28 protein-coding genes are annotated in these 26,317 nt (G+C 67.3%); 18 read left to right on the plus strand and 10 right to left on the minus strand.

Annotation, left to right across the window (positions count from 1 at the left end):
* Window positions 1-17 precede the first annotated feature (17 nt).
* Window positions 18-983, plus strand: coding sequence for a homoserine kinase (thrB, locus tag ASF32_RS19685; protein ID WP_056432297.1), 966 nt, complete (start codon window positions 18-20; stop codon window positions 981-983).
* A gap of 77 nt (window positions 984-1,060) precedes the next feature.
* On the opposite strand, the gene adh is transcribed toward thrB, so the two are convergent.
* Together adh and ASF32_RS19695 are read right to left on the minus strand one after the other, a co-directional pair.
* A complete protein-coding gene (gene adh, locus ASF32_RS19690; protein WP_056432300.1) occupies window positions 1,061-2,581 on the minus strand; it encodes an aldehyde dehydrogenase in 1,521 nt (506 codons plus the stop codon).
* A gap of 479 nt (window positions 2,582-3,060) precedes the next feature.
* Complete coding sequence (locus tag ASF32_RS19695; protein WP_056432303.1) at window positions 3,061-4,500, minus strand: serine hydrolase; 1,440 nt, start codon at window positions 4,498-4,500, stop codon at window positions 3,061-3,063.
* 259 nt (window positions 4,501-4,759) lie between these two features.
* Between ASF32_RS19695 and ASF32_RS19700 the strand changes: the two genes are divergently transcribed.
* The 7 genes from ASF32_RS19700 to ASF32_RS19725 all read left to right on the plus strand — a co-directional run bounded on the left by ASF32_RS19700 (window position 4,760) and on the right by ASF32_RS19725 (window position 8,640).
* Window positions 4,760-5,353 carry a hypothetical protein gene (locus ASF32_RS19700; protein ID WP_056432306.1) on the plus strand — a complete coding sequence of 198 codons (594 nt, stop codon included), beginning with the start codon at window positions 4,760-4,762 and terminating at the stop codon, window positions 5,351-5,353.
* 316 nt (window positions 5,354-5,669) lie between these two features.
* Window positions 5,670-6,839, plus strand: coding sequence for a multidrug effflux MFS transporter (locus ASF32_RS19710; RefSeq protein ID WP_244477903.1), 1,170 nt, complete (start codon window positions 5,670-5,672; stop codon window positions 6,837-6,839).
* An 81-nt stretch (window positions 6,840-6,920) separates the two neighbouring features.
* Window positions 6,921-7,094, plus strand: a complete 174-nt coding sequence (locus ASF32_RS26040; protein WP_200919195.1) for a hypothetical protein — start codon at window positions 6,921-6,923, stop codon at window positions 7,092-7,094.
* A gap of 59 nt (window positions 7,095-7,153) precedes the next feature.
* Window positions 7,154-7,279: a hypothetical protein gene (locus tag ASF32_RS26930; protein ID WP_280136575.1), complete on the plus strand. Its 126-nt coding sequence runs from the start codon at window positions 7,154-7,156 to the stop codon at window positions 7,277-7,279.
* A gap of 158 nt (window positions 7,280-7,437) precedes the next feature.
* Window positions 7,438-7,701: a type II toxin-antitoxin system ParD family antitoxin gene (locus ASF32_RS19715; protein WP_056432312.1), complete on the plus strand. Its 264-nt coding sequence runs from the start codon at window positions 7,438-7,440 to the stop codon at window positions 7,699-7,701.
* Window positions 7,698-7,997, plus strand: a complete 300-nt coding sequence (locus ASF32_RS19720; RefSeq protein ID WP_056432315.1) for a type II toxin-antitoxin system RelE/ParE family toxin — start codon at window positions 7,698-7,700, stop codon at window positions 7,995-7,997. The genes ASF32_RS19715 and ASF32_RS19720 overlap by 4 nt, the downstream gene beginning before the upstream one ends.
* Before the next feature lie 118 nt (window positions 7,998-8,115).
* Complete coding sequence (locus tag ASF32_RS19725; protein WP_056432509.1) at window positions 8,116-8,640, plus strand: DoxX family protein; 525 nt, start codon at window positions 8,116-8,118, stop codon at window positions 8,638-8,640.
* Here the strand turns inward: ASF32_RS19725 and ASF32_RS19730 are convergent.
* Complete coding sequence (locus ASF32_RS19730) at window positions 8,637-10,037, minus strand: DHA2 family efflux MFS transporter permease subunit (RefSeq protein ID WP_056432318.1); 1,401 nt, start codon at window positions 10,035-10,037, stop codon at window positions 8,637-8,639. The two genes, ASF32_RS19725 and ASF32_RS19730, sit on opposite strands and share 4 nt — an antisense overlap.
* 299 nt (window positions 10,038-10,336) lie before the next feature.
* On the opposite strand from ASF32_RS19730, the gene ASF32_RS19735 reads away from it, so the two are divergent.
* The 4 genes from ASF32_RS19735 to panE all read left to right on the plus strand — a co-directional run bounded on the left by ASF32_RS19735 (window position 10,337) and on the right by panE (window position 14,525).
* Window positions 10,337-11,221 (plus strand): DUF3313 domain-containing protein, encoded by an 885-nt coding sequence (locus tag ASF32_RS19735; RefSeq protein ID WP_056432322.1) that lies wholly within the window; start codon window positions 10,337-10,339, stop codon window positions 11,219-11,221.
* A 130-nt stretch (window positions 11,222-11,351) separates the two neighbouring features.
* The gene (gene guaB, locus ASF32_RS19740) at window positions 11,352-12,845 is read left to right on the plus strand and encodes an IMP dehydrogenase (protein ID WP_056432325.1); all 1,494 of its coding nucleotides are present in this window, start codon (window positions 11,352-11,354) and stop codon (window positions 12,843-12,845) included.
* A gap of 226 nt (window positions 12,846-13,071) precedes the next feature.
* Window positions 13,072-13,503 carry an MAPEG family protein gene (locus ASF32_RS19745; protein ID WP_056432328.1) on the plus strand — a complete coding sequence of 144 codons (432 nt, stop codon included), beginning with the start codon at window positions 13,072-13,074 and terminating at the stop codon, window positions 13,501-13,503.
* A gap of 83 nt (window positions 13,504-13,586) precedes the next feature.
* Window positions 13,587-14,525 carry a 2-dehydropantoate 2-reductase gene (gene panE / locus ASF32_RS19750; RefSeq protein WP_056432332.1) on the plus strand — a complete coding sequence of 313 codons (939 nt, stop codon included), beginning with the start codon at window positions 13,587-13,589 and terminating at the stop codon, window positions 14,523-14,525.
* A 24-nt stretch (window positions 14,526-14,549) separates the two neighbouring features.
* Here the strand turns inward: panE and ASF32_RS26045 are convergent, their stop codons facing one another.
* Window positions 14,550-14,720 (minus strand): hypothetical protein, encoded by a 171-nt coding sequence (locus ASF32_RS26045; protein ID WP_200919196.1) that lies wholly within the window; start codon window positions 14,718-14,720, stop codon window positions 14,550-14,552.
* 198 nt (window positions 14,721-14,918) lie between these two features.
* Here ASF32_RS26045 and ASF32_RS19755 point away from each other — a divergent pair, with 198 nt between their 5' ends.
* Complete coding sequence (locus ASF32_RS19755; protein ID WP_056432334.1) at window positions 14,919-16,220, plus strand: RsmB/NOP family class I SAM-dependent RNA methyltransferase; 1,302 nt, start codon at window positions 14,919-14,921, stop codon at window positions 16,218-16,220.
* A gap of 154 nt (window positions 16,221-16,374) precedes the next feature.
* Here ASF32_RS19755 and ASF32_RS19760 read toward each other — a convergent pair whose 3' ends face one another.
* Window positions 16,375-16,602, minus strand: coding sequence for a hypothetical protein (locus ASF32_RS19760; protein ID WP_056432338.1), 228 nt, complete (start codon window positions 16,600-16,602; stop codon window positions 16,375-16,377).
* A gap of 179 nt (window positions 16,603-16,781) precedes the next feature.
* Here ASF32_RS19760 and guaA point away from each other — a divergent pair, with 179 nt between their 5' ends.
* Window positions 16,782-18,338, plus strand: a complete 1,557-nt coding sequence (gene guaA / locus ASF32_RS19765; protein WP_056432343.1) for a glutamine-hydrolyzing GMP synthase — start codon at window positions 16,782-16,784, stop codon at window positions 18,336-18,338.
* Window positions 18,339-18,437: 99 nt separating this feature from the next.
* Here the strand turns inward: guaA and ASF32_RS19770 are convergent, their stop codons facing one another.
* Together ASF32_RS19770 and ASF32_RS19775 are read right to left on the minus strand one after the other, a co-directional pair.
* Window positions 18,438-18,869, minus strand: a complete 432-nt coding sequence (locus tag ASF32_RS19770) for a type II toxin-antitoxin system VapC family toxin (RefSeq protein ID WP_056432346.1) — start codon at window positions 18,867-18,869, stop codon at window positions 18,438-18,440.
* Entirely contained in the window at window positions 18,866-19,165 is a 300-nt protein-coding gene (locus ASF32_RS19775; protein ID WP_056432350.1) for a hypothetical protein, read from the minus strand. The genes ASF32_RS19770 and ASF32_RS19775 overlap by 4 nt, the downstream gene beginning before the upstream one ends.
* 216 nt (window positions 19,166-19,381) lie before the next feature.
* On the opposite strand from ASF32_RS19775, the gene ASF32_RS19780 reads away from it, so the two are divergent.
* The gene (locus ASF32_RS19780; protein ID WP_056432517.1) at window positions 19,382-20,350 is read left to right on the plus strand and encodes an OmpA family protein; all 969 of its coding nucleotides are present in this window, start codon (window positions 19,382-19,384) and stop codon (window positions 20,348-20,350) included.
* A 116-nt stretch (window positions 20,351-20,466) separates the two neighbouring features.
* Here ASF32_RS19780 and ASF32_RS19785 read toward each other — a convergent pair whose 3' ends face one another.
* A complete protein-coding gene (locus ASF32_RS19785; RefSeq protein ID WP_056432353.1) occupies window positions 20,467-21,636 on the minus strand; it encodes a hypothetical protein in 1,170 nt (389 codons plus the stop codon).
* A 108-nt stretch (window positions 21,637-21,744) separates the two neighbouring features.
* Between ASF32_RS19785 and ASF32_RS19790 the strand changes: the two genes are divergently transcribed.
* The 3 genes from ASF32_RS19790 to der all read left to right on the plus strand — a co-directional run bounded on the left by ASF32_RS19790 (window position 21,745) and on the right by der (window position 24,615).
* The gene (locus ASF32_RS19790; protein WP_056432356.1) at window positions 21,745-22,350 is read left to right on the plus strand and encodes an NnrU family protein; all 606 of its coding nucleotides are present in this window, start codon (window positions 21,745-21,747) and stop codon (window positions 22,348-22,350) included.
* Window positions 22,351-22,477: 127 nt separating this feature from the next.
* Window positions 22,478-23,191: a tetratricopeptide repeat protein gene (locus tag ASF32_RS19795; RefSeq protein ID WP_056432359.1), complete on the plus strand. Its 714-nt coding sequence runs from the start codon at window positions 22,478-22,480 to the stop codon at window positions 23,189-23,191.
* Window positions 23,192-23,256: 65 nt separating this feature from the next.
* Window positions 23,257-24,615: a ribosome biogenesis GTPase Der gene (der, locus tag ASF32_RS19800; RefSeq protein WP_056432361.1), complete on the plus strand. Its 1,359-nt coding sequence runs from the start codon at window positions 23,257-23,259 to the stop codon at window positions 24,613-24,615.
* Window positions 24,616-24,618: 3 nt separating this feature from the next.
* On the opposite strand, the gene ASF32_RS19805 is transcribed toward der, so the two are convergent.
* Complete coding sequence (locus ASF32_RS19805; protein ID WP_056432364.1) at window positions 24,619-25,743, minus strand: carboxylate-amine ligase; 1,125 nt, start codon at window positions 25,741-25,743, stop codon at window positions 24,619-24,621.
* Window positions 25,744-25,798: 55 nt separating this feature from the next.
* The gene (locus ASF32_RS19810) at window positions 25,799-26,206 is read right to left on the minus strand and encodes a dihydrofolate reductase (protein WP_056432367.1); all 408 of its coding nucleotides are present in this window, start codon (window positions 26,204-26,206) and stop codon (window positions 25,799-25,801) included.
* Window positions 26,207-26,317 lie beyond the last annotated feature (111 nt).

A 26,317-nucleotide genomic window follows, 5' to 3' on the forward strand; every position in this document is an offset into this window, starting at 1 on the left:
GAACCTCAGCGAAGCCCGTGGCCGTCTATACCGAGGTCTCCGACGAGGCGCTGACCGCCTTCCTCTCCGAATACGAGATCGGCACGCTCCTGTCCTACAAGGGCATCGCCGAGGGCGTCGAGAACACCAACTTCTTCCTGCACACCACGGCGGGCTCCTACATTCTCACCCTCTACGAGAAGAGGGTGAATGCCGGCGACCTGCCGTTCTTCCTCAACCTCATGCAGCACCTCGCCGCGCGCGGCCTCGCCTGCCCGCAGCCGATCGCGCGGCGCGACGGCGTGGCGCTGGGCACGCTCTGCGGTCGTCCGGCGGTGATCGTGAGCTTCCTGGAGGGCGTGTCGGTCAAACGGCCGACCCCCGACCATTGTCGGGCGCTGGGCGTCGCCCTCGCGGGGCTGCATCGCGCCGGCAGCGATTTCGGCATGACCCGCGCCAACAACCTCTCCGTCGAGGCATGGCAGCCGCTGTTCGAGACCGCCGGCCCCGCCGCCGACAGCGTGTCCGAGGGACTGACCGAGCGCGTGCGCGGCGATCTCGCGGTGCTCCAGGCCGGCTGGCCGCGCGGCCTGCCCTCCGGCGTGATCCATGCCGACCTGTTCACCGACAACGTGTTCTTCATCGGCGACGACCTGTCGGGTCTGATCGACTTCTATTTCGCCTGTACCGACGCCTTCGCCTACGACCTCGCCATCTGCCTCAATGCCTGGTGCTTCGAGGCGGACGGCACGTTCTTCCCCGAGAAGGGCGAGGCGATGATCGCCGGCTACCAATCCGTGCGTCGTCTGCAGGACGACGAGGTCGTGGCGCTGCCGATCCTGTGTCGGGGCGCGGCCCTGCGCTTCATGCTGACCCGCCTGGTCGACTGGCTCAACGTGCCCCCCGGCGCCCTGGTCCAGCCGAAGGACCCGCTGGAATACGACCGCCGGCTGGTGTTCCACCGCGCGGCGACGCAGGCGCGGGATTACGGCTGGCGCGAATAGCGGCCACGCAGAGGTCGGGGCCAAGAAAAAGCCCCGGCCGTTTCCGGCCGGGGCAAGGTGGTCTCGTACCTTGAGGCCTAGAAGAAGCCGAGCTTCTTGGCCGAGTAGCTGACCAGCATGTTCTTGGTCTGCTGGTAATGGTCGAGCATCATCTTGTGGTTCTCACGGCCGATGCCGGACTGCTTGTAGCCGCCGAAGGCCGCATGGGCCGGATAGGCGTGGTAGCAATTGGTCCAGACGCGGCCGGCCTGGATGGCGCGGCCGAAGCGGTAGGCGCGGGTTCCGTCGCGGGTCCAGACGCCGGCGCCGAGGCCGTAGAGCGTATCGTTGGCGATGGAGAGCGCGTCGGCATCGTCCTTGAAGGTCGTCACCGAGAGGACGGGGCCGAAGATTTCCTCCTGGAAGATGCGCATCTTGTTGTGGCCCTGGAACACGGTGGGCTTCACGTAGAAGCCTTCCGCCAGGTCGCCTTCGAGGGTGTTGCGCTCGCCGCCGGTGAGGACCTTGGCGCCTTCCTGCTTGCCGATGTCGATGTAGCTCAGGATCTTCTCGAGCTGCTCGCCCGAAGCCTGGGCGCCGATCATCGTGGTCGGGTCGAGGGGCGAGCCCTGGACGATGGCCTCGACGCGCTTGATCGCCCGTTCCATGAAGCGGTCGTAGATCGATTCGTGCACCAGCGCGCGGCTTGGGCAGGTGCAGACCTCGCCCTGGTTGAGGGCGAACATGGTGAAGCCTTCGAGGGCCTTGTCGAAGAAGTCGTCATCCTCGTTGGCCACATCGGCGAAGAAGATGTTCGGCGACTTGCCGCCGAGTTCCAGCGTCACCGGGATGAGGTTCTGCGAGGCGTATTGCATGATCAGGCGGCCCGTCGTCGTCTCGCCGGTGAAGGCGATCTTGGCGATGCGGGGCGAGGAGGCGAGCGGCTTGCCGCATTCCAGGCCGAAGCCGTTGACGATGTTGAGGGTGCCCGGCGGCAGCAGGTCGGCGATGAGCTCGGCGACCACGAGGATCGAGGCCGGGGTCTGCTCGGCGGGCTTGAGCACCACGCAATTGCCGGCGGCGAGCGCGGGCGCCAGCTTCCACACCGCCATCAGGATGGGGAAATTCCACGGGATGATCTGGCCGACGACGCCGAGCGGCTCGTGGAAATGGTAAGCGACGGTGTCGTGGTCGATCTCGGAGATCGAGCCTTCCTGGGCACGGACGCAGCCGGCGAAGTAGCGGAAATGGTCGATGGCCAGCGGGATGTCGGCGTTGGTCGTCTCGCGGATCGGCTTGCCGTTGTCCCAGGTCTCGGCGAGGGCGATCAGGTCGAGATTCTCCTCCATCCGGTCGGCGATGCGGTTGAGGATGAGGGCGCGCTCGCCCGGCGAGGTGCGGCCCCAGGCCTCCTTGGCGGCATGGGCCGCATCGAGGGCCTTCTCCACGTCCTGCGCGTCCGAACGGGCGACCTCGCAGATGACGCGGCCGGTGACCGGTGAGGTGTTCTCGAAATACCGGCCGGCGACGGGGGCGACCCACTGGCCGCCGATGAAGTTCTCGTAACGGGCCGAGAACGGCGCCTTGGTACCTGACGACAGGAATTCTGGCTTGTTCATGTGCGTTTCCTCCGTGTTGTTCTTGTGTGCGCCAGCAGAAGCCGGGCGGATTGCCAAATCAAGATAGACTTTTGGCCTAACCGGCTCGGATCGACGGCATCGAGCGGGTCGGCGCGTGGTCCCGCTTCTGTGGCGGGGAGCTACGCGCTGAGGCAGTCTAGCCCCTCTGCGGCGGTCTGGCGATGCCGTGGGCGGGCGCGGAGACCTTCGAACTCGGGTCGATAGGGTTCGGCATGACAATGAGCGGGACGTCCCGTCATCCCGGGGCCGCGTAGCGGAGCCCGGCATCCAGATCCGCCACGAGTCTCTACGACGGCTCGATCGGGCGACCGACCCAGCGACGATGCTGGCATCCGTAGCGGTTCTGGATTCCGGGCTCGCCTTCGGCGACCCGGAATGACGGTCAGGGTGTCGGAACCGGCGTGAAAGTCCCCACAAACCGGACGGTATCAACCCGAGTTTGGGGTCAGGGAAGACATTTACCGTCCCGACGGCAGCCGGGTGAAGCGGCGTGCGGTGATCCGCCGGGCGATGGCCCGATCGATCCTGGGGCCGGCCCGTTCGATGCCGTCGCGGTGGATCATCACGCCCGTGGCGCGTCCGTCAGGTTCGATGTCGAAAGCCACGCGGATCGCGCCGTTATCCGCCGCGAAGGCCCTGTCGCTCTCGGCGACGAGGGTGATGCGGGACTCGGCCGATCCCTGACCGACCGCCTGTGCCGTGAGACGGTCGCCGTCGCGGGTGACGCCTAGGACCGAGCGCGGGCCCGTCCGGTAGAAGCCGACATAGCGGTCGAGAACGGTCGGTCCGACGCTGATTTCGGTCTGCGCCGGCTCGCCCAGATAGAGGGCCGCGAGTTGTCGCGAGAGGGCCTGGGCCGGCACGATCTCGGAATTGCCGAGCACCACGATGGTGAGGCCGAGATCGGGATAGGAATCCTTGATCGCGCTGAACCCGCTGATGAACCCGCCATGCGACCACAGGCGCTGCCCGTAGGCGGTGCCGATATACAAACCGAGGCCGTAGCCGTGGCCGTAATCCGTCACCATGGCCCGGCGCGACGCCTCCGACAGGACGGGGCCGGAGAACAGCGCCCTGTCCCAGGCGACGAGGTCGTCGAGGGTCGAGGCCAGCATGCCGGCACCCGACGGGGCGCTGGCGGCCAGCGGCAGGGCGTGGCGCCATTCGCCCGAGACGCGGCGGTAGCCGGCGGCACGCCGGGGGAGGATGGCGCCGGGATCGGCGTCCCGGGTCGAGGCCAATCCGGCCGGCGCCAGGATTGCGTCGTCGAGATAGCGCGCAAAACTCTGGCCGGTGATCTGCTCGATCAAGCCGGCGAGGAGGATGTAGCCGGTATTGCTGTATTCGTGGCCGCTCCCCGGCGGGAACAGCAGGTCCTCGCGGTAGAGGAGGGCCACCGTCTCCATCGGCGAGCGCTCGATCCGCCCGAGTTGCGTCGCGTAGCCCGGCAGGGCGGTGACGTTGGGCAGGCCGGAACTGTGGTTGAGCAGCATCCGGATCGTCATCGCAGCCCAGGCCGGCGGCAGTTCCGGCAGGTAGCGGATGGCGGGATCGTCGAGGGAGAGGGAACCGGCCTCGGCGAGTTTCAGGATCGCCGCCGCGGTGAACTGCTTCGTGATGGAGCCGATGCGGAACACCGTGTCCGGCGTGTTGGGAATCGCCCATTCGCGGTCGGCCATGCCGTAGGCGTGGCGGAACAGAGGGATGCCGTCCCGCGCCACGATGACGGCACCCGAGAAGACGCCGCCATCCGCATGGGATTCCATCAAAGCGGCGGCCTTGCGTGAGAACGCCTCCGTTTCGCCGCCGATGGCCGCGCCGGGAGCACGCTCCTGCGCGGTCGCCGCGCCGAGCAGCAGCAACAGGGCGCAAGCGCCGACGAGAAAGCGTGAGAGCATAGGGCGCGGTGATCCGTCGGCTGCAATCCTGCCAAGGTTGCGCGGGAATGTGGCGTGGTTGCGCGGGAGCGCCACCTTCGGTCGACATCGCCGTCATTCCCGCGAAACCGTGATCGGCCTCGGCGCCGAGATCACTGTTTCGCCCCGAAGCTCGGCAACATGGCCCGCCTTCGTGCCAACGGACGAAGCCATCCGTCACGGTCGGACCCGCTCCGCCGATGACGGCCCTTCCCCAACCATGCAACAGGAAGAGACATCCATGAGCCGCACCACTCGCGCCCTGCTGGCAGCGTCCCTCGCCTTCGGTACCTCCGCCCTGGTCTCGCAGGTCAGCTTCGCCCAGGCGCCGCAGAAGGCGCCGGCACCCGCCAAAGCCGCCCCAGCCCCCGCCGCTCCCGCTCAGGCCCCCGAGGCTGAGGAGCAGAAGGAGGTCGCCCTGACCCAGGCGCTGATCGACGGCCTCGTGGCCGCGCAGCCCGAACTGGCGAAACTCCCTGGCGGCAACGCGGACAAGCCTGATCCGAAGGTTCAGGCCCAGGCCGTGGCGATCGCGAAGAAGAACGGCTTTGCCAGCGTCGACGACCTGCAGGACGCGGCCGACAGCGTCGAGGCGGTGCTGGAAGGCATCGACCCCGAGACGAAGACCTATGTCGGCGTCGTGCCACTGCTGAAGAAGCAGCTTACCGCCGTCGAGGCCGACAAGAAGATGAAGCCGAAGGACAAGGCCGCCGCGCTGAAGGACATCAACGAGGCGATCGCCGCCGGTGAGCCGAAGAAGCCGTCCGACGGCAACATCGCCCTCGTCACCCAGAACATCGACAAGCTCGGTCAGGTGGCGGGCGGCAGCCAGTAACGCCACTCGGCATGGCGGGCGACGATGCCGGGCAACCGGGATGCGATCGGGTGACCATCGTCGCCGCCGGTACGGAGCCTCGTCTCGAACGCGCATCCCAGCGAAGGGGCGCGCAACCGAAGGTCCGGCCGCGCACTTTCCACCATGATATCGCCGGCCCGGGAGCCGGCGATCGCAAAGAGGCTCAAGACGAGTGACTGTACCCTCGAGGCCGGTTCCGCCGGGCGATCAGCCGGGATCGGTACGGGCTCTTCCGCCCGTCGGACCGGTCTGGAACGGTCCGGGCTTCGGCGAATTCGTCGGCATCGTCGCCCTGATGATGGCGGTGACCGCCATCTCCATCGACAACCTGCTGCCGGCCTTTCCGGCGATCCAGGCGCGGTTCTCGGTCGCCGATCCGAATGCGCTGCAGCTTCTCGTCTATGTCTACATGATCGGGTTCGGCGTGGCCCAGATCGTCTACGGGCCGGTCTCGGATGCGCTGGGGCGCCGGCGGGTGCTGCTCGGTAGCCTTGCGGTCTACGGGGCGGGTACGGGCCTCGCCATGGTCGCGCCGTCCTTCGAATGGCTGCTGGCCGCCCGCGTCATCCAGGGGATCGGGGCGGCGGGTGGGCGCGTCCTCTCCACCGCCATCGTTCGCGACCGTTATTCGGGGCGCGAAATGGCCAGCGTCATGTCGCTGATCATGATGGTGTTTCTCATCGTGCCGATGATCGCGCCCGCCATCGGCGGGGCGATGCTGCTGCTCGGCTCCTGGCACTATGTCTTCGTGTCCATGCTGGCCCTGGCCGGCATCCTCACCCTCTGGTTCTCCTGGCGCATGCCGGAGACGCTGCACCCGGAATACCGGCGTCCGCTCTCGTTGCGCTCCATCGGTCAGGCGGTCTCCCTGACCTTCCGCACCCGCGTGGCGGTCGGCTACGCCACCGCCCTCGGGCTGCTGACCGGCTGTATCATGGGCTATGTCGGCTCGGCCCAGCAGGTCTTCGATACCGGGCTCTACCAGCTCGGCGCGCTGTTTCCGCTCGCCTTCGCCCTCGTGGCCGGGGCCATGGGGGCGGCGACCCTCGTCAATGCCCGCCTGGTGCGGCGGCTCGGGATGCGGCCGCTCTCGCATGTGGGCCTCACCCTGTTCGTGGCGGTGGCGCTGGCCCAGGTCGCAATCGGGCTCGCCTATGCCGGGCATCCGCCGCTGTGGCTGTTCCTGACGGTGCTCGCCTGCAACCAGTTCATGATCAGCTTCGCCATGCCGAACTTCAACGCGCTGGCCCTGCAGCCCCTCGGCGAGATCGCCGGCACGGCCTCGTCCTTCCTCGGTTTCTACACGACGATCCTCGGCGCTTTCTGCGGCTTCGTCATCGGCCAGGCCTTCGACGGCACCGTGCTTCCCCTCGGCATCGGCTATGCCGGACTCGGTGGCTCGGCGCTTCTCGTCGTCGCCTGGACCGAGCGCGGGCGGTTGTTCCGGGGTGGGGTGTCGGGGTGAGGAACGCACCGGTTCGACGGCGACCATAAGTTGAACTTCGAGTCTGCCACGCTTATCGTTGATGGAAAAGCGGGCGATCCGATGAAGCCATCTCTGATCGAGCAGACGAAGCTGCTCGCCAACGCGTTGGACCGGGCCTCGACGGCGTGCTTCACGGTCGGGATCGCCACGCCGGTCGCGGGCTTCCTGTACAATGTAGGAAATTTTCGAGCCCTGTCTGGGCCGTTCGAGATGATCGGCGGCGTCCTCGTTTAGATTCTCGGCGCCGGAGGCCTACATCTGGCTGCACGCCGTGTCCTGAAAGGGCTCGATCAATGAGCACCTCCTACGCGATCGCCTTCGTCTTCACGCCGTTACTCGCCGTCGGCGTCGGCTGGCTCGCAGTTCTGCTGCATGAGCGCTCGCTGGCGAAGGCGGAGCGTCGCTCCCCGGGCGAGTGAGCGCCGGCTCCAAGCTTTAACGCCGTCTTCAGCCGGTTTCGTCGGGGGGAGCGGCGCGTCGGCGAAATGTCCTTCGCCACATAGGGGATACCTGATAGCGATGATCGGGCGATGACCGGTCCTAGACCATGACCTCCGGTAGACAGGGAGCGGCGGCGATGCCGACAAGTGCCGACCTCGGCCCCAGGATCGAGAGCTACGTTTCAACACTCGTGGAGAACGGGCGCTTCCAATCCCGTAGCGACGTGTTGCGCGAGGGCGTGCGCCTCTTGGAGGAGCGGGAGAATCGACTGGCGGCGCTCGACGCTGCCATCGAGCGCGGACTTGCCGATGCCGATGAAGGCCGGCTCAACCCGGCAAGCGAAGTCGCCGCGCGTCTGGCGACACGGTACGGCAACCGGTCGACCGTCGCCGAGGCATGATCGTCGTCTTCGCCGAAACCGCCGAAGCGGATCTGGAACGGATCGGCGATTACATTTCCAGCGACAATCCGGCTCGCGCCGCCGCTTTCGTCCAGGCGTTGATCGCCTGTTGCGAACGTCTGGCCGATGCGCCTCTCGGTTTCCCTCTTGTGCGGCGATACGAGCGCAGGGGCATCCGGGTCCGGACGTACGGAAACTATCTCATCTTCTATCGTGTCGGTGCCGCGACGATCGACATCGTCCACATCCTGCATGGCGCCCAGGATTACGGGCCGATCTTGTTCCCCTCTCCATAGCCATGTCCGATTCGCCTGTTTCCCCAGGTGAATGAGCCCGGTTGACACCCCTTAACGCTGTCTTCAGCCGGTCTCGCGCATTCTCCCGATCTCGATGGGTCAGGGACGGAGTTCGCGCGTGTTCGGTCGGAGCCAGGACGGAATCCTCCTTGCGTCGCGCCTGTTGCTGGCGGCGGCGCTGCTGCCCACCGGCATCGCGCGTGCGCTCAACGTCTCGGGCTTCGCGCTGGCGCTGGCCGGGGCCGGAATGCCGTCTCCCAACGCCGTCGCCACGGCGGCCGTGGTGGTCCAGGTCTTCGGGCCGTTGGCGCTGATCCTCGGCGTCCTGCCGCGTATCACCGGTTTCGCCCTGGCGGGGTTCGCCGTCGCGATGGCGGTGCTGCTGCACGGGTTCTGGGCCTATTCCGGCGCGGCGGCGTTGACCGAGCGCACCCTGTTCCTCGCCGATCTCGGCCTCGCCGGCGGCTTCCTCATCTACGCCCTCACCGGTCCGGGGGCTTGGAGCTGGCAGGGGTGGCGCCAATCCAGCCGCGAGGCCCCCGTGCGCGCGCCTGCCCGGCCGCAATCCGCCAACGCCAATGCGAAATCCGCGAAGGGACCGAAGCGCAGCCCCGCCCGGCCGTCGAGCCGCGCGGCGGCTTAAACGCCCTTCGACGCGAGGCGCTGACCCGACACCTCCGCGCCCGCATCCGGCTTCAGCCGCAGGAAGGCGAAGAGGGAAGCGCATGAGATCAGCGCGACGGTGAGGAAGGCGGGCGAGAAATCGCCGGCCTCGATGGTTGTGCGGCCATGCTGCGCGGCAGCCGTCTCCAGTGCCAGGGCTCCGATGGAGACGCCGAGGCTGAGCGACAATTGCTGCGCCACGCTCGCCAGGCTCGTCGCCGAACTCATCTCCCGCTTGTCGAGATCGGCATACGCGATGGCGTTGACGCAGGTGAATTGCAGCGACCTGACGCAGCCGCCGACCAGCAGGATGCCGATGATGAGCCAATGCGGCGTCTGCGCCGTGAACAGGCCGTTCACCGCGAGGAAGCAAGAGGCCACGACGGCGTTGAACAGCATCACCCGGCGGAACCCGTAGGCGCGCAGGATGCGCGGCCCGATGATCTTGATGAGGAGCCCGCCGGCCGCCGCGGCGAAGGTGAGAAGGCCCGATTGCAGCGGATCGAGGCCGAAGCCGATCTGCAGCATCAGCGGCAGCAGGAACGGGATCGCCCCGGTGCCAATGCGGAACAGGCTGCCACCGGTCACCGCCGCCCGGAAGGTCGGGTATTTCAGCAGATCGAGGCGGATCACGGGATGCTCGACCCGGCGGGAATGGGCGAGGTAGAGCGCGAGCAGGATCGCGCCGCCGCCGAGGCAGCCCCAGGATACGTAATCCGGCAGGAGATGGCGCCCGAGGGAGGCGAGGCCGAGCATCAAGGTGGCGAGGCCGGCTCCCGAGAGCAGGAAGCCGAGGACGTCGAGGGGTGGCCGGGACGGCTCGCGGATGTTCTCGAAATAGATCGTGGACAGGACGATTCCGGCCAAGCCGATCGGGATGTTGATGAAGAAAATCCAGCGCCAGTCGAGATAGGTGGTGATCAGCCCACCCAGCGGCGGCCCCATGATCGGGCCGATCAGGGCCGGAATCGTCAGGTAGGCGAGGGCGCTGACGAGTTCGCTCTTCGGCACCGCCCGAAGGATGACGAGACGGCCGACCGGCACCATCATCGCCCCGCCAATGCCCTGGAACGCGCGCGCGGCGACGAAGGCGCCGAGCGAATCGGACGCGGCGCAGGCCAGCGACCCCGCCATGAACACCACGAGGGCGGCGCGGAAGATCGTGCGCGCACCGTAGCGGTCGGCCATCCAGCCGCTGATCGGGATGAAGATCGCGAGGCTGACGAGATACGCCGTGAGCGCGAGCTTGAGGGCGATCGGATCCTCGTTGAGGCTGCGGGCGATGGCCGGCAGGGCCGTGGCGATCACCGTGGAATCGGTGTTCTCCATGAACAGGGCCGTTGCGACGACGAGGGGGACGATTTGGGATGGGCGCATGGGGATCGCGTAGGTAGCGCGGCTAAAGCCGCCCGGTTCCGTCACGGCGTCGAGGGGGGCGCAACTCGGCTCTCGAACGAACATGCACACAAATGATGGTGGCTGTGGATGAGGCGTGCGGTGTCGCACGTGGTGGACGACCGTGACCCACGAGCCACAGGTGCGGGCTTCAAGTCGTCAGGCCGGCATGGCCGGCTTTCGGGGGCGTCGATACGGCCTTAAGCTCAGCAACAATTCGGCTGTCTCGTATCACGTCGGTCGAGCGAGCCACCGCCGCCATTTTGCGCGAAAGATATTGAATGCCCTCGCGGTTCGAAACCTGTCGACGCTCGCCCCTCATCGGTGGGGCTCTGGGCCTGCTGCTCATGGTCGCCGGTTGCGGCACCGTCATTCTCAATGAAAGCGGGTCGCTCACCCGCTACGACCGCCTCAATGGAAGCACCGAAGTGGCGACCGGGGCGAAACTCTATGCAGATCAGGCAACCCTCGCGGCGACGCGGACGGTCCGCATCATCCCGGCGGCGTTTCCGGAATCGATCTCCGGCCCCGGTCTCAACAGCGTCGAGCGCCGCCTGATCGCCAACGCAGCCGACCGTGCGCTCTGCTACGAGTTGTCGCTGCGCTACGACGTGGTCTCCACCAAGAAGGCCGACCTCACGATCCGGTCCGCCGTCACCCGTGTCGAACTCACCAACGTCCCGGCCGCCGGCGCGACCATCGCCACCTCGGCGGGAATCACCGTCGCGTCCCAGCTCGGCGTCGGCTTCGCCACTGCTGTCGGCCGCGTGCCGATCCCGCGTATTCCCATCGGCCTCGGCAGCATCACCATCGAGGCCGAAGCCCTCGACAGCCGTCACCAGCAGCGGGCGGCGATGATCTGGGGTGGCGGCGCCAACGCCTTCACCAACCAGGCCCGCTTCTCGGCGGCCGGGGACGCCTACGATCTGGCGGGTGAATTCGGCCAGGATTTCGGCACGCTCCTCGTGACCGGACGCGACCCGTTCAAGGAGCCGCTGTCTATCCCGAGCTGGAATCGCATCCGCATCACCACCCTCGGCGAGGCTCCGCTCGATCCGGATTGCGAGCAGTTCGGCCGCGCGCCCGGCATCGACGGTATGGTCGGCGACTATATCGGCCTGCCGCCGGAATGGACCGACAAGGGCCCCCGCGACCCGATCAACTGAGTTTTCCATTGCGATGCTGCGATCCTGCCTTTGCGCAGGGTCCGGCCCCATGATACTGCGCCGTGCCAACGCATTCGGCGCCGACAGCTGTTTCCAGTCCGGCGCCTCTCACCGTTTCGGGAGTTGGCACATGGCTCGTATCACCGCGGATTCCATCATCGAGGGCCTGACCTTCGACGACGTGCTTCTCCGCCCCGCCGCATCCTCGGTGATGCCCACCGAGGTCAGCATCGCGTCGCGGCTGACCCGCTCGATCCACCTCAACATGCCGATCCTGGCCTCGGCCATGGACACCGTCACCGAGGCGCCCATGGCCATCGCCATGGCCCAGAACGGCGGCATGGGCGTGATCCACCGCAATCTCGAGCCGGCCGAGCAGGCCGAGCAGGTCCGCCTCGTCAAGAAGTACGAATCGGGCATGGTGCTCAACCCGATCACCATCCATCCCGACGAGACCCTGGCGGACGCGTTCTCGCTGATGAAGCAGAACCGCATCTCCGGCATTCCGGTGGTGGAGCGCGGCCCCAACGGCTCGCGCGGCAAGCTCGTCGGCATCCTCACCAACCGCGACGTGCGCTTCGCGACGAACCCCTCCGAGACCGTCGCCGAGCTGATGACCCGCGACCGGCTCATCACCGTGCGCGAGGGCGTGAACCAGGAGGAGGCCAAGCGCCTGCTTCACCAGTTCCGCATCGAGAAGCTTCTCGTGGTCGACGACCATTACCGCTGCATCGGCCTGATCACGGTGAAGGATATCGAGAAGCAGGTGGCCTATCCGGGCGCGGTGAAGGACGAGCAGGGTCGCCTCCGGGTCGCCGCCGCCACCACCACCGGCGATAACGGTTTCGAGCGGGCCGAGCGTCTCATCGATGCCGGCTGCGACGTGATCGTGGTCGACACCGCCCACGGGCACTCCATCAAGGTGCTCGACGCCGTGCGCCGGGTGAAGCAGCTCTCCAACACCGTGCAGATCGTGGCCGGCAACGTCGCCACCCGCGACGGCGCCCAGGCGCTCATCGATGCCGGCGCGGATGCGATCAAGGTCGGTATCGGCCCGGGTTCGATCTGCACCACCCGCATCGTGGCCGGCGTCGGCGTGCCCCAACTCACCGCTCTGATGGAAGCGGTAGAGGCGGCCGACCGCGCAGACGTGCCGGTCATCGCCGATGGCGGCATCAAGTTTTCGGGCGATCTCGCCAAGGCGATCGCGGCCGGCGCGTCGGTGGCGATGCTGGGCTCGCTGCTCGCCGGAACCGACGAGGCGCCGGGTGAGGTGTTCCTGCACCAGGGCCGCTCCTACAAGAGCTACCGGGGCATGGGTTCGGTGGGCGCCATGGCGCGCGGCTCGGCCGATCGCTACTTCCAGGCCGAGGTCAGCGACACTCACAAGCTCGTCCCCGAGGGAATTGAGGGACAGGTGCCCTACAAGGGACCGGTGGCGGCGGTGCTGCATCAGCTCGCCGGTGGCCTGCGTGCCGCCATGGGCTATGTCGGCGCGCCGACCATCCCCGAGTTCCAGGACAAGGCGCAGTTCGTCCGCATCACCAATGCGGGCCTGCGCGAGAGCCACGTCCATGACGTGACCATCACCCGCGAAAGCCCGAACTACCCCAGCCGCGCCTGACCGCGATACGCAGTCTGATCCGTCCCGTCGCCCGGCTTTGGCCGGTGCCGGCGCGGATCGGACTGGCATTCGGCCTCGATGGCATGCTGATCGGGTCAGACGAATGGCCGAGTGTCACGCGCCTCATCCCCCGATGGTCCACCCGTTTAAACCGCCCGCCATCGTCCTCCGCTGCGACGGTCCGCTTGCCGCCCTCGGCCGGTGATGCGGACCAACAGGCTTCATCATGACCGTCCAGGCCATCCTCGCCCCCGTCTTCGCGCAGGTTCTGCTGATCTTCGTGCTGATGTTTTGGCTCGGCCGCGTGCGCCTGGCGGAAGTCAGGGCCGGGTCGGTAAAGTCCGGCGAGGTCTCGATGGGCCAGCGCAACTGGCCGCCCCGCGCGCAGCAGGCAGCCAATGCGTTCTCGAACCAGTTCGAACTGCCGGTGCTGTTCTTCGCCCTGGTGCCGCTGGCCCTCTACACGAAGAAGGCCGATCTTCTCTTCGTGGTCCTGGCCTGGATCTTCGTCGCGTCCCGCGCCGTTCATGCGGGGGTCTACGTCACCTCGAACCACGTCCCCTACCGCTTCCAGGCCTATACGCTCGGGGCGCTGGTGCTTTTGGTGATGTGGATCGTCTTCGCGGTGCGCGTCTTCCTCGCTCCGATCGGGGTCTGAGGTTCGGAATTTCCGTTCACGCCTGGAAAGTCGCCGCCCTCGTCCGGTAAAGAGGGAGACTTATCGAGGTTGAGGATCGTCCCATGCGCGTGCTCGTCGTCGGCGCCGGTGCCACCGGTGGATATTTCGGGGCGCGTCTCGTGGAGGCGGGCAAGGACGTCACCTTCCTCGTGCGGCCGGCCCGGGCCGAGGCTCTGGCCGCGTCGGGGCTCCGAGTGAAAAGCCCGGTGGGCGACGTCCACATCGCCGAACCGGCGACGCTCACGGCCGCCGATCTCGCGGCGGGGAAGGGCGGTGGCTTCGATCTCGTCCTCCTCAGCTGCAAGGCCTACGACCTCGACGCCGCCATCGCCGACGTGGCACCGGCCGTCGGTCCCACGACGCTTGTGCTGCCCGTCCTCAACGGCTTGCGCCATCTCGACATCCTCGACGCCGCTTTCGGGCCGGAGCGGGTTCTCGGCGGCTCCTGCGCCATCGCGGCGACGGTGACGGCGGATGGCGAGATCCGCATGATGAGCCCGCTCCATAGCCTCACCTATGGCGAGCGGGCCGGCGGCCGTTCCGAGCGGGTGGAGCGGATCGAAGCCTTGATGCAGGGCGTCGCGTTCCAGGCCCGTCTGAGCGAGGCGATGGTTCTCGAAATGTGGGAGAAGTGGACGTTCCTGGCGACCCTCGCCGGGGCGACCTGCCTGATGCGGTCGACGGTCGGCGACATCGTCGCCGCGCCGGGCGGTCTCGCCTTCATCGAGGCGCTGATGGAGGAATGCCGTGGGATCGCCGAGGATGCCGGATATGCGCCACGGGACAAGGTGATGCGGAACACGCAGGCGACGCTGACCGCGCAGGGGTCGGCCTTCACCGCCTCGATGCTGCGTGACATCGAAAACCAGGCGCGGATCGAGGCCGATCACATCATCGGCGATCTCATCTCCCGCGGGCGAGAGGGCGCGCACCCGATGCTCGACCGGGTCTACACGCATCTCAAGGCCTACGAGAACCGTCGCGCCCGTGAGGCGTCCTGAGCGGCGGCCCCGAAAGTCGGTCGCTCAGTAGCGCGGGGCCGGCGGCGGCGGGGGCGGGTTGCCGTATTCCAGCTGAGTTTTTGCATCGTAGGGGCGCTGGGGCGGAGGCGTCAGATCGACGGCGGGGGCGGTGGAGCAGGCGGCGACGCTCATGAGGACGATGCCCGCGAGGGTCAGGTGAATGATGGGCGACATGACGATTGCGAAGCTCCGTACGTTGACGCAGTGGGCTCTGGCGCAGCAAGGCCACGAGACAGATCCGCCACCCTGCCGGTCTGAGGGCTGATCTCGCCGGAAGCTCGGCTGTAATGTGTCCAACCCCGGCTCAAAGCGTGACCGTATCGCGGCGACGATCGACCGCGGTCACCCTTCCCTAACCTTGAGGATTTCGTCCTGACCCCTCCCGCCCGTCTCTCCGCCGCTATAGAAGTGCTCGCCGACATTGCCGGGCGACGCCGTCCGGCCGCGGATGCCCTCAAGGATTGGGGCCTCGCCCATCGCTTCGCCGGTTCCGGCGACCGCGCGGCCATCGCGAGCCTCGTCTACGACGCCCTGCGCCGCCGGGCTTCATCCGCCTGGATCATGGGGGACGAGGCCCCGCGCGCCATCCTCATCGGCATGCTGCGGCTGCAGCACGGACTCGCGGCGCCCACCATCGGCGAGCTGTTCTCCGGCGAGCGCTTCGCGCCCGATCCCCTGACCGACGCCGAGCGCACGGCCATCGCCGAGGGCTCGCTCGCCGATGCACCGCCCCATGTGGCCGGCGACGTCCCGGACTGGATCCTACCCTCCCTCGGCCACCTGTTCGGCGATGCCCTGCTGGAGGAGCTGCGCGCGCTCGCCCGCCGCGCACCCCTCGATATCCGGATCAACACCCTCAAGCGCGATCGCGAGACGGCCCTGGCCGGGCTGACGCATCTGTCACCTGCGGTGACGCCGCATGCCCCGAATGGCCTGCGCATTCCCATCGGCGAGGATGGTCGCGGTCCCGCCCTGCATGTTGAGCCGGAATTCCTCGACGGCTGGTACGAGATTCAGGACGAGGGCTCCCAAATCGCCGGCGCCCTGACCGGCGCGCGCGCCGGCGAGACCGTGGTCGATCTCTGCGCGGGCGGCGGCGGCAAGACCCTCGCCCTCGCGGCCATGATGCGGAACGAGGGACGGCTCATCGCCACCGACGACGACCCGCGCCGGCTCGCCCCGATCCATGATCGGCTGCGCCGGTCGGGTGCCGAGGCCGAGATCCGCACCCCGCGCGCCGGGCGCGCGCGGGCCGATGTGCTCGGCGACCTCGACGGTACCGTGGACCGGGTGGTGGTCGACGCGCCCTGCACCGGCTCGGGGACATGGCGGCGCAACCCCGACGCCAAGTGGCGGCTGCGCCCCGGCTCCCTCAGCGCGCGTGTCACGGACCAGGCCGAGGTGCTCGACCGGGCGTCGCGCCTGGTGCGGCCGGGCGGGCGGATCACCTACATCACTTGTTCGTTGCTGCGGGAGGAGAACGACGCGGCCATCGACGGCATCCTCGCACGGGCGAATGGCGGGCTGACGGTCCTGCCGGCCGAGAAGATCGCCGCCGACCATGCGCCGGGCCTCGCCGGGGTGGTGCGGTTCACCGAGCACGGCCTGCAGATGAGTCCGGCCCTCACGGGCACGGACGGCTTCTACGTCGCCACCCTGGAACGGCGCGGCTGATGCGCCTCGACCGCCGGCCCTCCTTGCCGGGCGGCCGACGACACCGTCGCCATCGTGGCATCCTCCGGGCGTGAAAGCCGCTGGAATGGCTCTGAGAGCGAGCCATTCCAGCGGCGCCTTCGCGCCACCGAGTCGATGGCGCGAAGGTCGGTGCTCAGAAGCAGCGGCGCGTACGCACCATCGTCACCCGGCCATACGGACCCCGACGCTTCGTCACGACCGTCCGGCAGCGGGGGCCCCTGACGACAGTGCGCGAGACGACCCGCGCCTGCTCGATCGCGGTGGCGGGGGCGGAAAGGGTCATGCCGGCGAGCGGCAGAGCCGATGCCGAGCCGATGCCAGCGAGGGTGATGGCTGCCAATCCGAAGAGGGTTGCTCTCATTGCGTAAGCTCCTGTCTGTTGGAAGGGCGGGATGAATCGCGCAGATTGTGTGAATCCTTTGTTAATTATCCCGCCTTCCGTCCTTCGCTAGGCAGGGCCACGCCCGATGCATGTGGGCGACGTGTGCCCTGCGGACGCTGCGCGTTGCACCATGGCGGGGCCTCGTCTAACTCCGATCCATGAATACCGACCACGACAAGATCCTCATCGTCGATTTCGGCAGCCAGGTGACCCAGCTCATCGCACGGCGCGTGCGTGAGGAGGGTGTCTATTGCGAGATCGTCCCCTTCACCAAGGCGGCTGAGGCCTTCGCCGAATCGAAGCCGAAGGGCGTGATCCTCTCCGGCGGCCCCGAATCGGTGACGACCGAGGCCTCGCCCCGCACGCCCCAGGTGGTGTTCGATTCGGGCGTGCCGGTCTTCGGCATTTGCTACGGCCAGCAGACCATGGCGGCCCAGCTCGGCGGCGAGGTCGAGGGCGGGCACCATGCCGAGTTCGGCCGCGCCGAGATCGAGATCATTTCGGACTGTCCCCTGTTCAAGGGCGTCTGGCATGTGGGCGAGCATTATCCGGTCTGGATGAGCCACGGCGACCGGGTGACCAAGCTCCCCGACGGTTTCACCACCGTCGCCCTGTCGAAGAACGCGCCCTTCGCGGCGGTGGCCGACGAGTCGCGCAACTACTACGCGGTCCAGTTCCACCCGGAGGTGGCCCATACCCCGCACGGCGCTCTGCTGATCCGCAACTTCGTGCGCGACATCGCCGGCTGCACCGGTGACTGGACCATGGGCGCCTACCGCGAGGAGGCCATCGCCAAGATCCGCGAGCAGGTCGGCAAGGAGCGGGTGATCTGCGGCCTGTCGGGCGGCGTCGATTCCTCAGTGGCGGCGGTGCTGATCCACGAGGCGATCGGCGACCAGCTCACCTGCGTCTTCGTCGATCACGGCCTGCTCCGCATGGGCGAGGCCGATGAGGTCGTGCGGCTGTTCCGCGACCATTACAACATCCCCCTGGTCCATGTTCAGGCGCAGGAGCTGTTCCTGGGCGAGCTCGAAGGCGTCAGCGACCCGGAGATCAAGCGCAAGACCATCGGCCGCCTGTTCATCGACGTGTTCGACGAGGAGGCGAAGAAGATCGGCGGCGCCGCCTTCCTGGCCCAGGGGACGCTCTACCCCGACGTGATCGAGAGCGTGTCCTTCACCGGCGGCCCCTCGGTGACGATCAAGAGCCACCACAATGTCGGCGGCCTGCCCGAGCGCATGAACATGCAGCTCGTCGAGCCCCTGCGCGAACTGTTCAAGGACGAGGTCCGGGTGCTCGGCAAGGAGCTCGGCCTGCCGGAGGCTTTCGTCGGCCGCCACCCGTTCCCCGGCCCCGGCCTCGCCATCCGCTGCCCCGGCACCATCACGGCCGAGAAACTGGAGGCTTTGCGGAAAGCCGATGCGATCTATCTCGACGAGATCCGCAAGGCCGGCCTCTACGACACGATCTGGCAGGCCTTCGCGGTGATCCTGCCGGTGAAGACCGTGGGCGTGATGGGCGACGGCCGCACCTACGACCATGTCTGTGCGCTCCGCGCGGTCACCTCGGTCGACGGCATGACGGCGGATTTCTACCCCTTCGACATGGCCTTCCTCGGCCGCGTCGCCACCCGCATCATCAACGAGGTCAAGGGCATCAACCGGGTGACCTACGACATCACCTCGAAGCCGCCCGGCACGATCGAGTGGGAGTGATTTCGGGCGTCGCTGACGTTGCGCCGAATCACCCCACGACACGCTGATAGAGTGGGATAGAATTCGCCGTTCCGAGCCGTTCGGGACCCCGGCGCTGCATCAGATCGATCCGCGCATAGGATTGAGGATTTCGACTCCGGCGAAATCCTTTTCGTTGTCGGTGACGACCACGCAGTCATTCGCACCGGCGATTGCGGCGATGATCATGTCGAGCCCGCTGCGCGGGTTGCCGGCCGTTTTCCCCGCCGCCATCAGCTGTGCCCAGATCAGGCCTGCTTTGTCGTCGAACGAGAGGACACGGCCCATAAACAGCGCTTGGGGTCCTTCCGGTCCGGAGAACCATCTCTCGAGCGCCTCGCGCTTTTTCCCCCGTGGCTTCTCCAAAATCCCGCGGCGGATTTCAGCGACGGTCAATGACGCGATGAATAGGTCCTCATCGCGCTGAGTCGACATCCACGCCAGAAGTGAGTCCGACGGCTGCGGCTTGACGACGTTGCTGATGATGTTGGTGTCCAAGAGATAGCGCGTCACAAGTCGACCTTGCGTCCCTCTTCAAGGGGGCGGGAAAGATCGAGTTCCGCATTCACCAGGGGCGAACGCCGCAACGCAGCGAGGATGCCGCCTGGTTTGGGCGGAGCGCCAGCGATCGACTGGCTGACGGTCGCACGAAGCTCCGAGGCTTCGGGCGTGTCTTCGGACAAGCGTCTGGCGAGCGACCGGATGAGGTCGCGATCGGTATCTCGTCCGAGCACTTCGAAACGCGCGAGGCCACGCTCGCCAAGGCGAGAGCGATAATTCCGGATGGCGCGATTCTGCGAACTTCCCATGATCGGCTCCAGATGTATCCAGTAATATAGCCAGTGCGGCCGAGGGCAGCAAGGTCGCGTGGTCGGCAAAGGGGGCGGTCGGGGTCCATCGGACATCCGTCCGACTCGACACCGGGCGCTGGCGTGGCATCTCTTGCCCCCCTGAAGGCCCGCCTTCCCGTAATGCTGTCGACGACGGCCCGGTCTGTCGGCGCCATCATCTTGGCGGAGTGGATGATGAGAGCATTGAAGCTGGTCTGGATTCTGTTGGCGCTCACCTATGCCGCGAGCGAGAGCAGGGCCGAGCCGGTCGCGGGTCCATCGTCTCCCGGGGGCGGGACCATACCGGGCGCCGTGGCGCTCGACGACATTCCCGTCTCGACCATGCCCCTCGGCGGCTTTCCCTATTTCGCGCTGCCCGCGGGCTACCAGCCGGTGAACCCGCCCGAGACGCGCGAATTCGGGCATTTTCCGTTCTGGACGGGCACCGCGCTCCACGACGTCGACGGCAAGGTCTTCCTGTCCCTCATCGGTGCCAAGGACGGCGAGACCTACTCGTCCTATGAGTTGAAGAGGAACATCGAGGCCGTGCTGACCCAGGCCGGTGCTCGAAAGCTCACCGACAGCCAGATGCCCACCTCAGTGACCGATACCCTGCCGGAGGAGGTCAAGATGGGCATGTATGAAGGCCTCGGTAACGTCTACTCCGAACGGACGCAGACATGGGTGATCCGCCGTCCGGACCGGCAGATCTGGGTGCATTTCGTGCCCGGCAGCAACAACGCGAGCTGGACCATCATAGAAACAAAGTCCTTCGCGCAGACCGCTGGCCTGCTGCCCGCAGACCAATTGAAACAGGACATCGACAAGACCGGGCGGGCGGTGATCCATGTCAATTTCGCCACCGACAAGACCGAGATCCTGCCGGATTCCGCGTCTCAGATCGAAGCGGTGACGAGCCTGCTGAAGACAAATCCAGGTCTCAAATTGGCGATCAACGGTTACACCGACGAGACCGGGTCCGCCGGGCACAATGAGTCGCTCTCCGATGGCCGCGCCAGGGCGGTCATGGCCAGGCTCATCGCATCCGGCGTCGCGAAGGATCGGCTGAGAGCCAAGGGCTTCGGGGCCGCCAGTCCGGTCGCCTCCAATGGCAGCGAGGAGGGCAGGGCAAAGAACCGGCGCGTGGAACTGGTGAAGTTCTGACACGGAGACGTGCGATGCCGCCGGGCCGGCAGGTTCGTCTCCAACGGCACGGTCTCGGTAACGAAGTCCGCCCCATGCCGGATAGGGGCCGGCCGTGATGACGATCCGCTTCCGCCTTACGGCCAGACCTTGAGCGCCAATGGTCTGCGGACGAGGTCGCGGTCCGAGGTCACCTGGCAGCCCTCCCGGCGCAGCGTCACGTAGGTGAGGAGGGCGGTGTCGCCCACATCGTCGAAGTTGCGGCCGGTCGCCTGTGGATCGAGAATCGACGGATAGGCGATGAGGTCGCCCTTGGCCGTGCAGGGATCGTCGTAGAGCGTGGCGCCGGCGAGGAGCAGGCGCGGCTGATCCCAGGTGAGGAGGTCGCGTGACGTCGTCCAGTAGAAACCGGATTGCGGAACCTTGGCGCCGGCCGCGGCCATGAAGACGGCGATCCAGGCCCCCGTGCCGCGGTGGCGCACCACCGCGCCCACGGGCAGGCCGAACGGCTCCAACGGCTTGCACGGTTCGGTGAGCAGGGTCGGCTTGGTGTAGGGATCGGGGAAGGCGGCGGTGAAGCCGAGCCCGGTCCAGGCCCGCCAGCGCGTCGGATCGGACGGCGTGTCGGTGCGGAACAGGCAGGCCCCGGCGGATTGCTCGCTGCCGCCGGAAGACCAGCCGGTGGTGGCGATGAGCACGTAGCGCCAGCGCCCGTCCGCCACGATGTTCGATGGATTGAAGAAGCCCCGCTGCCGGCCCTGGCCGACCTCCTGACGGAACGGCGCCCCCGCCACAATGACGGGCGGCTTGGCGCGGGTGAAGCTGCGCCCGCCATCGCCGGAAGAAGCGGCGACGATCGTGTTGTACCAGCACTCGATATAGACCTTCGAGCGGCAGCGGCCCTCGTGCTCGTTGGCTTGGTACTCGTGGTGGAGGAGGGCCGAGACGGCCTTGCCGTCCTCCGTCCATGTGGCCGTGATCCAGGAGCGGTCGTCATAGGCCGCCGGATCGGCCTTCTCGCCGGATTCGAGCACCACGGCGCAGTCGAGCTTCAACTGGTCGAGGCTCGGTCCGCGCAGGGCCCTGTTGCGGTAATGCATGCCGAACAGGGCGACGCCGCCCGCTGAGTCGCGGAAGGCTCGGGCGGAGGCGTCCGGCACGTCCGCCCCGTCGCAGGCATCGCGACCGGCCTTGAATATCGTCGTCGGCGCTCCGACCAGGGTGAGGGCGGAAAGCGGCGGTTCGGACCGCGCCGCGACCTCTTGAGGAAGCAGGACGAGCAGGAGGAGCGCGAGAAGCCGCGTCATCGGATGAGCCTGGACATCCGCGCCGGTTTGGGTTTTGAACCGTTACAGTCTGCTTCACCCGGCCTGGCGCGGCTCCCGCGATCCACAGGCTCGATTCGAAGGCCCTTCATGCTCATCCTCATCCTCGGCCTCGTGCTGTTCCTCGGCACGCACGCCTTCTCCATGCTGAGGGCCAAGCGCGCGGGCGTCATCGACGAGGTCGGCGAGAGCCGGTTCAAGCTCGGCTATACCGTGCTGTCGATCGTCGGCATCGTGCTCATCGCCTATGGTTTCGGACAATACCGCGCGGATGGCTACATCCAGGTCTGGAACCCGCCGGTCTGGACGCGCCATCTCGCGCTGCTGCTGACGCTCCTCGCCTTCATCGCTCTGGCCTCCGCCTACCTGCCCGGCCACATCCGGGCGCGGGCCAAGCACCCGATGCTGCTGGCGGTGAAGATCTGGGCGACGGCCCATCTCCTCGCCAATGGCGACCTCGGCTCGATCCTGCTGTTCGGTAGCTTCCTCGCCTGGGCGGTGATCGCCCGGATCAACGCCAAGCGCCGCGCCCTGTCGGCTGGCGCGGTGGCCGCCCAGCATGGCGCCGTCGCAGCCCCGGCCGGCTGGCGCAACGATGCGATCGCAGTCGTTGTCGGCTTCGTCGTCTGGTTCGCCTTCGCCAAATATCTCCACCCGTTGCTCATCGGCGTGGCGGCCTGGCCGGGGCAGGCCTGAGACCGGCCGCACTCACAGCTCGCCGCTCTCCAAGCTATCCAGTCGCCAAGCCGGCTGCGCTGTGCTACGCGCCGGGCTTGGATTTTCCTCAAGGCCGTCGATCGTATCGCGGTCGGCGTGAGACGATATGGCCGAGAACAACGAGTTCATCCGCGAGGTCAACGAAGACTATCGCCGCGATCAGGTCGCCCGGATCTGGAAGCGCTACAGTGGTCTGATCATCGCTGTTGCGATTCTCGTTGTGGCCGGCGTCGGGGGCTATCGCTACTGGCAGCACGATCAGCGCGTCCGTGCGGAAGCGGCGTCGGAGAAGTTCGAGGCCGCCAATCGTCTCGCCAAGGATGGCAGGGGTACGGAGGCCGACAAAGCCTTCGAGGCGCTGGAAGCCGATGCACCGGGCGGCTACCGGATGCTGGCCCGGTTCCGCTCCGCCACCGAGACCACCAAGCGCGACGCCGCCGCCGGCGCGACCGAGTACGATGCGCTGGCCGCCGACACCAAGCTCAGCGATGGCCTGCGCGACCTCGCCCGCCTGCGCGCCGCCCTGATCCGCCTCGACCAGCAGAATCCCGATACCGCGCTCGCCAGTCTCCAGGGGCTCGCCGCCCCGACCGGCGCGTTCCGCCACACCGCTCGCGAAATGCTCGGACTCGTGGCGCTGAAGCGCGGCGAATACGATGCCGCCGGGCGCTGGTTCGACCAGATCGTCGCCGATCCGCAGACGCCGGCGAACCTGCGCCAGCGTATCGAGGTCTATGCTGCCCTCGTGGCCGGCGGTCCGGTCACGGTGACCGCGGCTCCCGCCTCCGAGCCGGCCGCACCCCCGCCCGTGACGCGCTGAGCCGAATTTCGGCACGACGCCTGCACGACGAATTTTCTCCGTACGACGACTGAATCGAGACCACCATGGACATGCCGACCGTCGCTATCGTCGGACGGCCGAATGTCGGCAAGTCGACCCTCTTCAACCGTCTGGTGGGCAAGAAGCTCGCCCTCGTGGACGATCGCCCCGGCGTGACCCGCGACCGGCGCGAGGGCGACGTCAACTTCGGCGGATTGGTGTTTCGCATCATCGATACGGCGGGCCTCGAACAGGCCGATGCCGATTCGCTGCTCGGCCGCATGCGCGCACAGACCGAAGCCGCGATCCTCGAAGCCGACGTCGTGCTGTTCGTCATCGATGCCCGTGCCGGCATCCTCCCCGCCGACCAGCCTTTCGCCGAACTGGTGCGCCGGGCCGGCTGCCCGGTGGTGCTCGTTGCCAACAAGGCCGAGGGCGGCACCGGTCTGTCCGGCGCCTACGAGGCGTTCTCCCTCGGGCTCGGCGACCCGATCCCGTTCTCGGCCGAACATGGCGAGGGTATCGGCGAGCTGCATGACGCGCTCACCGAGGCTCTGCCCAAGCTCGACGACGAGGAAGAGGGGTACGACGACGACCCGTCGAATCGCTCGCTGAAGGTCGCCATCGTCGGCCGCCCCAATGCCGGCAAGTCCACCCTCATCAACCGGATGCTCGGCGAAGAGCGCCTGCTCGTCGGGCCCGAGGCCGGCATCACGCGGGATTCGATCTCCCTCGACTGGGAATGGCGCGGCCGCCGCATCAAGCTCCACGATACCGCCGGCATGCGCCGCAAGGCCCGCATCGACGACAAGCTCGAAAAGCTCGCCGTGTCGGACGGCCTGCGCGCCGTGCGCTTCGCCGAGGTGGTGGTGGTGCTCCTCGATGCCACGATCCCGTTCGAGAAGCAGGACCTGACCATCATCGATCTCATCGAGAGCGAGGGCAGGGCCGTGGTCATCGGCCTCAACAAGTGGGATCTCGTGGCGGACCAGCCCGGCCTGCTGAAGAAGCTGCGGGAGGATTGCACCCGCCTGCTACCGCAGGTGCGCGGTGTCTCCGTAGTTCCATTGTCGGGGTTGGCCGGTGACGGCATCGACGCGCTGATGAAGGCCGTGACCGAGACATTCGAGGTCTGGAACCGCCGCGTCTCCACCTCCAAGATCAACGATTGGCTCAGCGCGGCGACCCAGCGCAACCCGCCGCCGGCGGTGGCCGGCCGCCGCATCAAGATCCGCTACGCCACCCAGGTGAAGAGCCGCCCGCCGCACTTCGCCCTGTTCGGCAACCAGCTCGACGGCCTGCCGAAATCCTACACGCGCTATCTCGTCAACAACCTGCGCGAAGCCTTCGACCTGCCCGGCGTGCCGATCCGGCTGTCCCTGCGCACCTCGAAGAACCCGTTCGACAAGGACAACAAGGGCTGAGCTTCACGACCCGCAGGTCGTTTCGCTCAGCCAATCCACCACGTCGTCCAGTCCCTGACGGTTGGTGCGGCCCTTCTCGCGCGCGGCTTCGAACACGGCGATCTGACGGTCGGCGCTGGTGCCCTTCGCCACGATGGTGCGGGCGCGCTCGACCTCCGCGCCGCAGCCGAGCGCATCGGCATCCGCATCGATGAGAGCCAGCACCTTGTCGAGGGCGTCGGCGAAGGGGAGGGCATCCTCACTGGTTTCGTCGATGATCTCGGCCTCGGTGCCGCTGCGCTGGGTGCGCCAGAGGTTTTCCTCGGCCAGGGCGAGAGAGACGCCGTCGAGATCGGCGTTGAGGTCCGGCTGGCGCACGACGCAGCGCACGAGGCAGCGGAAGAGTGCCGCCACCGTGAGAGCATCCTCAAGCCGGGTGCAGGAATCCGCCACGCGAAGCTCCAGCGTGGGAAACTTGATCGACGGACGAAGCGACCACCACAGGAAGCTGGCATCCTGGATCGAACCGGCCTTGGTCATGATCCGCAGGTAGCGCTCATATGCCTCTGGACCGGAGAAGAGCTGCGGCAATCCCGTTCGGGGCAATTCGCCGAAGGCACTCAGGCGGTAGGCGGTGAGCCCCGTCGGCTTGCCCTGCCAGAACGGGGACGAGGCCGAGAGCGCGAAGAGCAGGGGCTGGAACGGCAGCAGCCGGTTCATCAGGTCGATCCGGGCCGCGGGATCGGGCACTTCCACATGGACATGCATGCCACAGATCAGGCTGCGGCGGCCGGCGAGGCCCACATCCTTGAGGATGCCGCGATAGCGCTCGCCCTTCGTGGGCAATTGCCGCGCCCAATCCGCCACCGGATGGGTGCCGGCGGCGAAGACCATAAGCTCGTGTTTTCTGGCCAGCCGGCCGAGGGCGTCGCGCTGCCCGGCCAGGATCTCTCTCGCCTCGCCGAACTCCGTGGAGGGCGGGGTGCAGACCTCCACCTGACACTGCAACATCTCGCGCCCGATCTCGGGCAGGCGCTCGCTCGCTTCGGTATGGAACGGCTTCACCGACCGCCGCGGCGTCCCTCGCGTCTCGGCATCGGCCAGGAAGTATTCCTCCTCGATGCCGAAACGGTAGCTATGCGCGGTCATGCCATCATCCTGCGAGCGACCTCCATCAACTCGTAGGGCGAAAGGTCGTTGCTCCTCAGCTTCGCAATGCGCCACCCACCAGCCAGGCCGGATCGAACCAGCGGTCGGCCTCGCCGTCATAGGGCAGGCGGGTGATGTCCCAGTTTTGGATGTACTTGGCGTAAACGTTCCAGACCGTGATGCCGCCGCCGACGAAGATGCGCCGGCCCGGATAGCGCTTGAGCACCTCTTCCGGGTCCTCGTGGCTGCGGATGACGTCGATGGTGCGGTCCTTGAAGGCGAAGTCCGGCACGGAGGCCACGGTCTTTGGCCCGGCGATCAGCACGTGCCCCATGGTCAGCGCGAAGAAGCGCGTCACGTCCTCAACGAAGAGCGGATCGGTGTTGCCCTCCCAGGGCAGGTGCCCGTTGAGGCCCAACTGGCCGCGCAGGCCGATGGCGCAGATGCAGCGAACGTCGATCATGATGGAAACCTCGATGAAGGCGGGTCACTCCCGCCACCGACCTCATCCTGAGGTGCCGCGAAGCGGCCTCGACGGAGGGCTCCAGACCGCACTGCGAGTCCTGGAGCCCTC

Source organism: Methylobacterium sp. Leaf91, assembly GCF_001422815.1.
GTDB lineage: Bacteria > Pseudomonadota > Alphaproteobacteria > Rhizobiales > Beijerinckiaceae > Methylobacterium.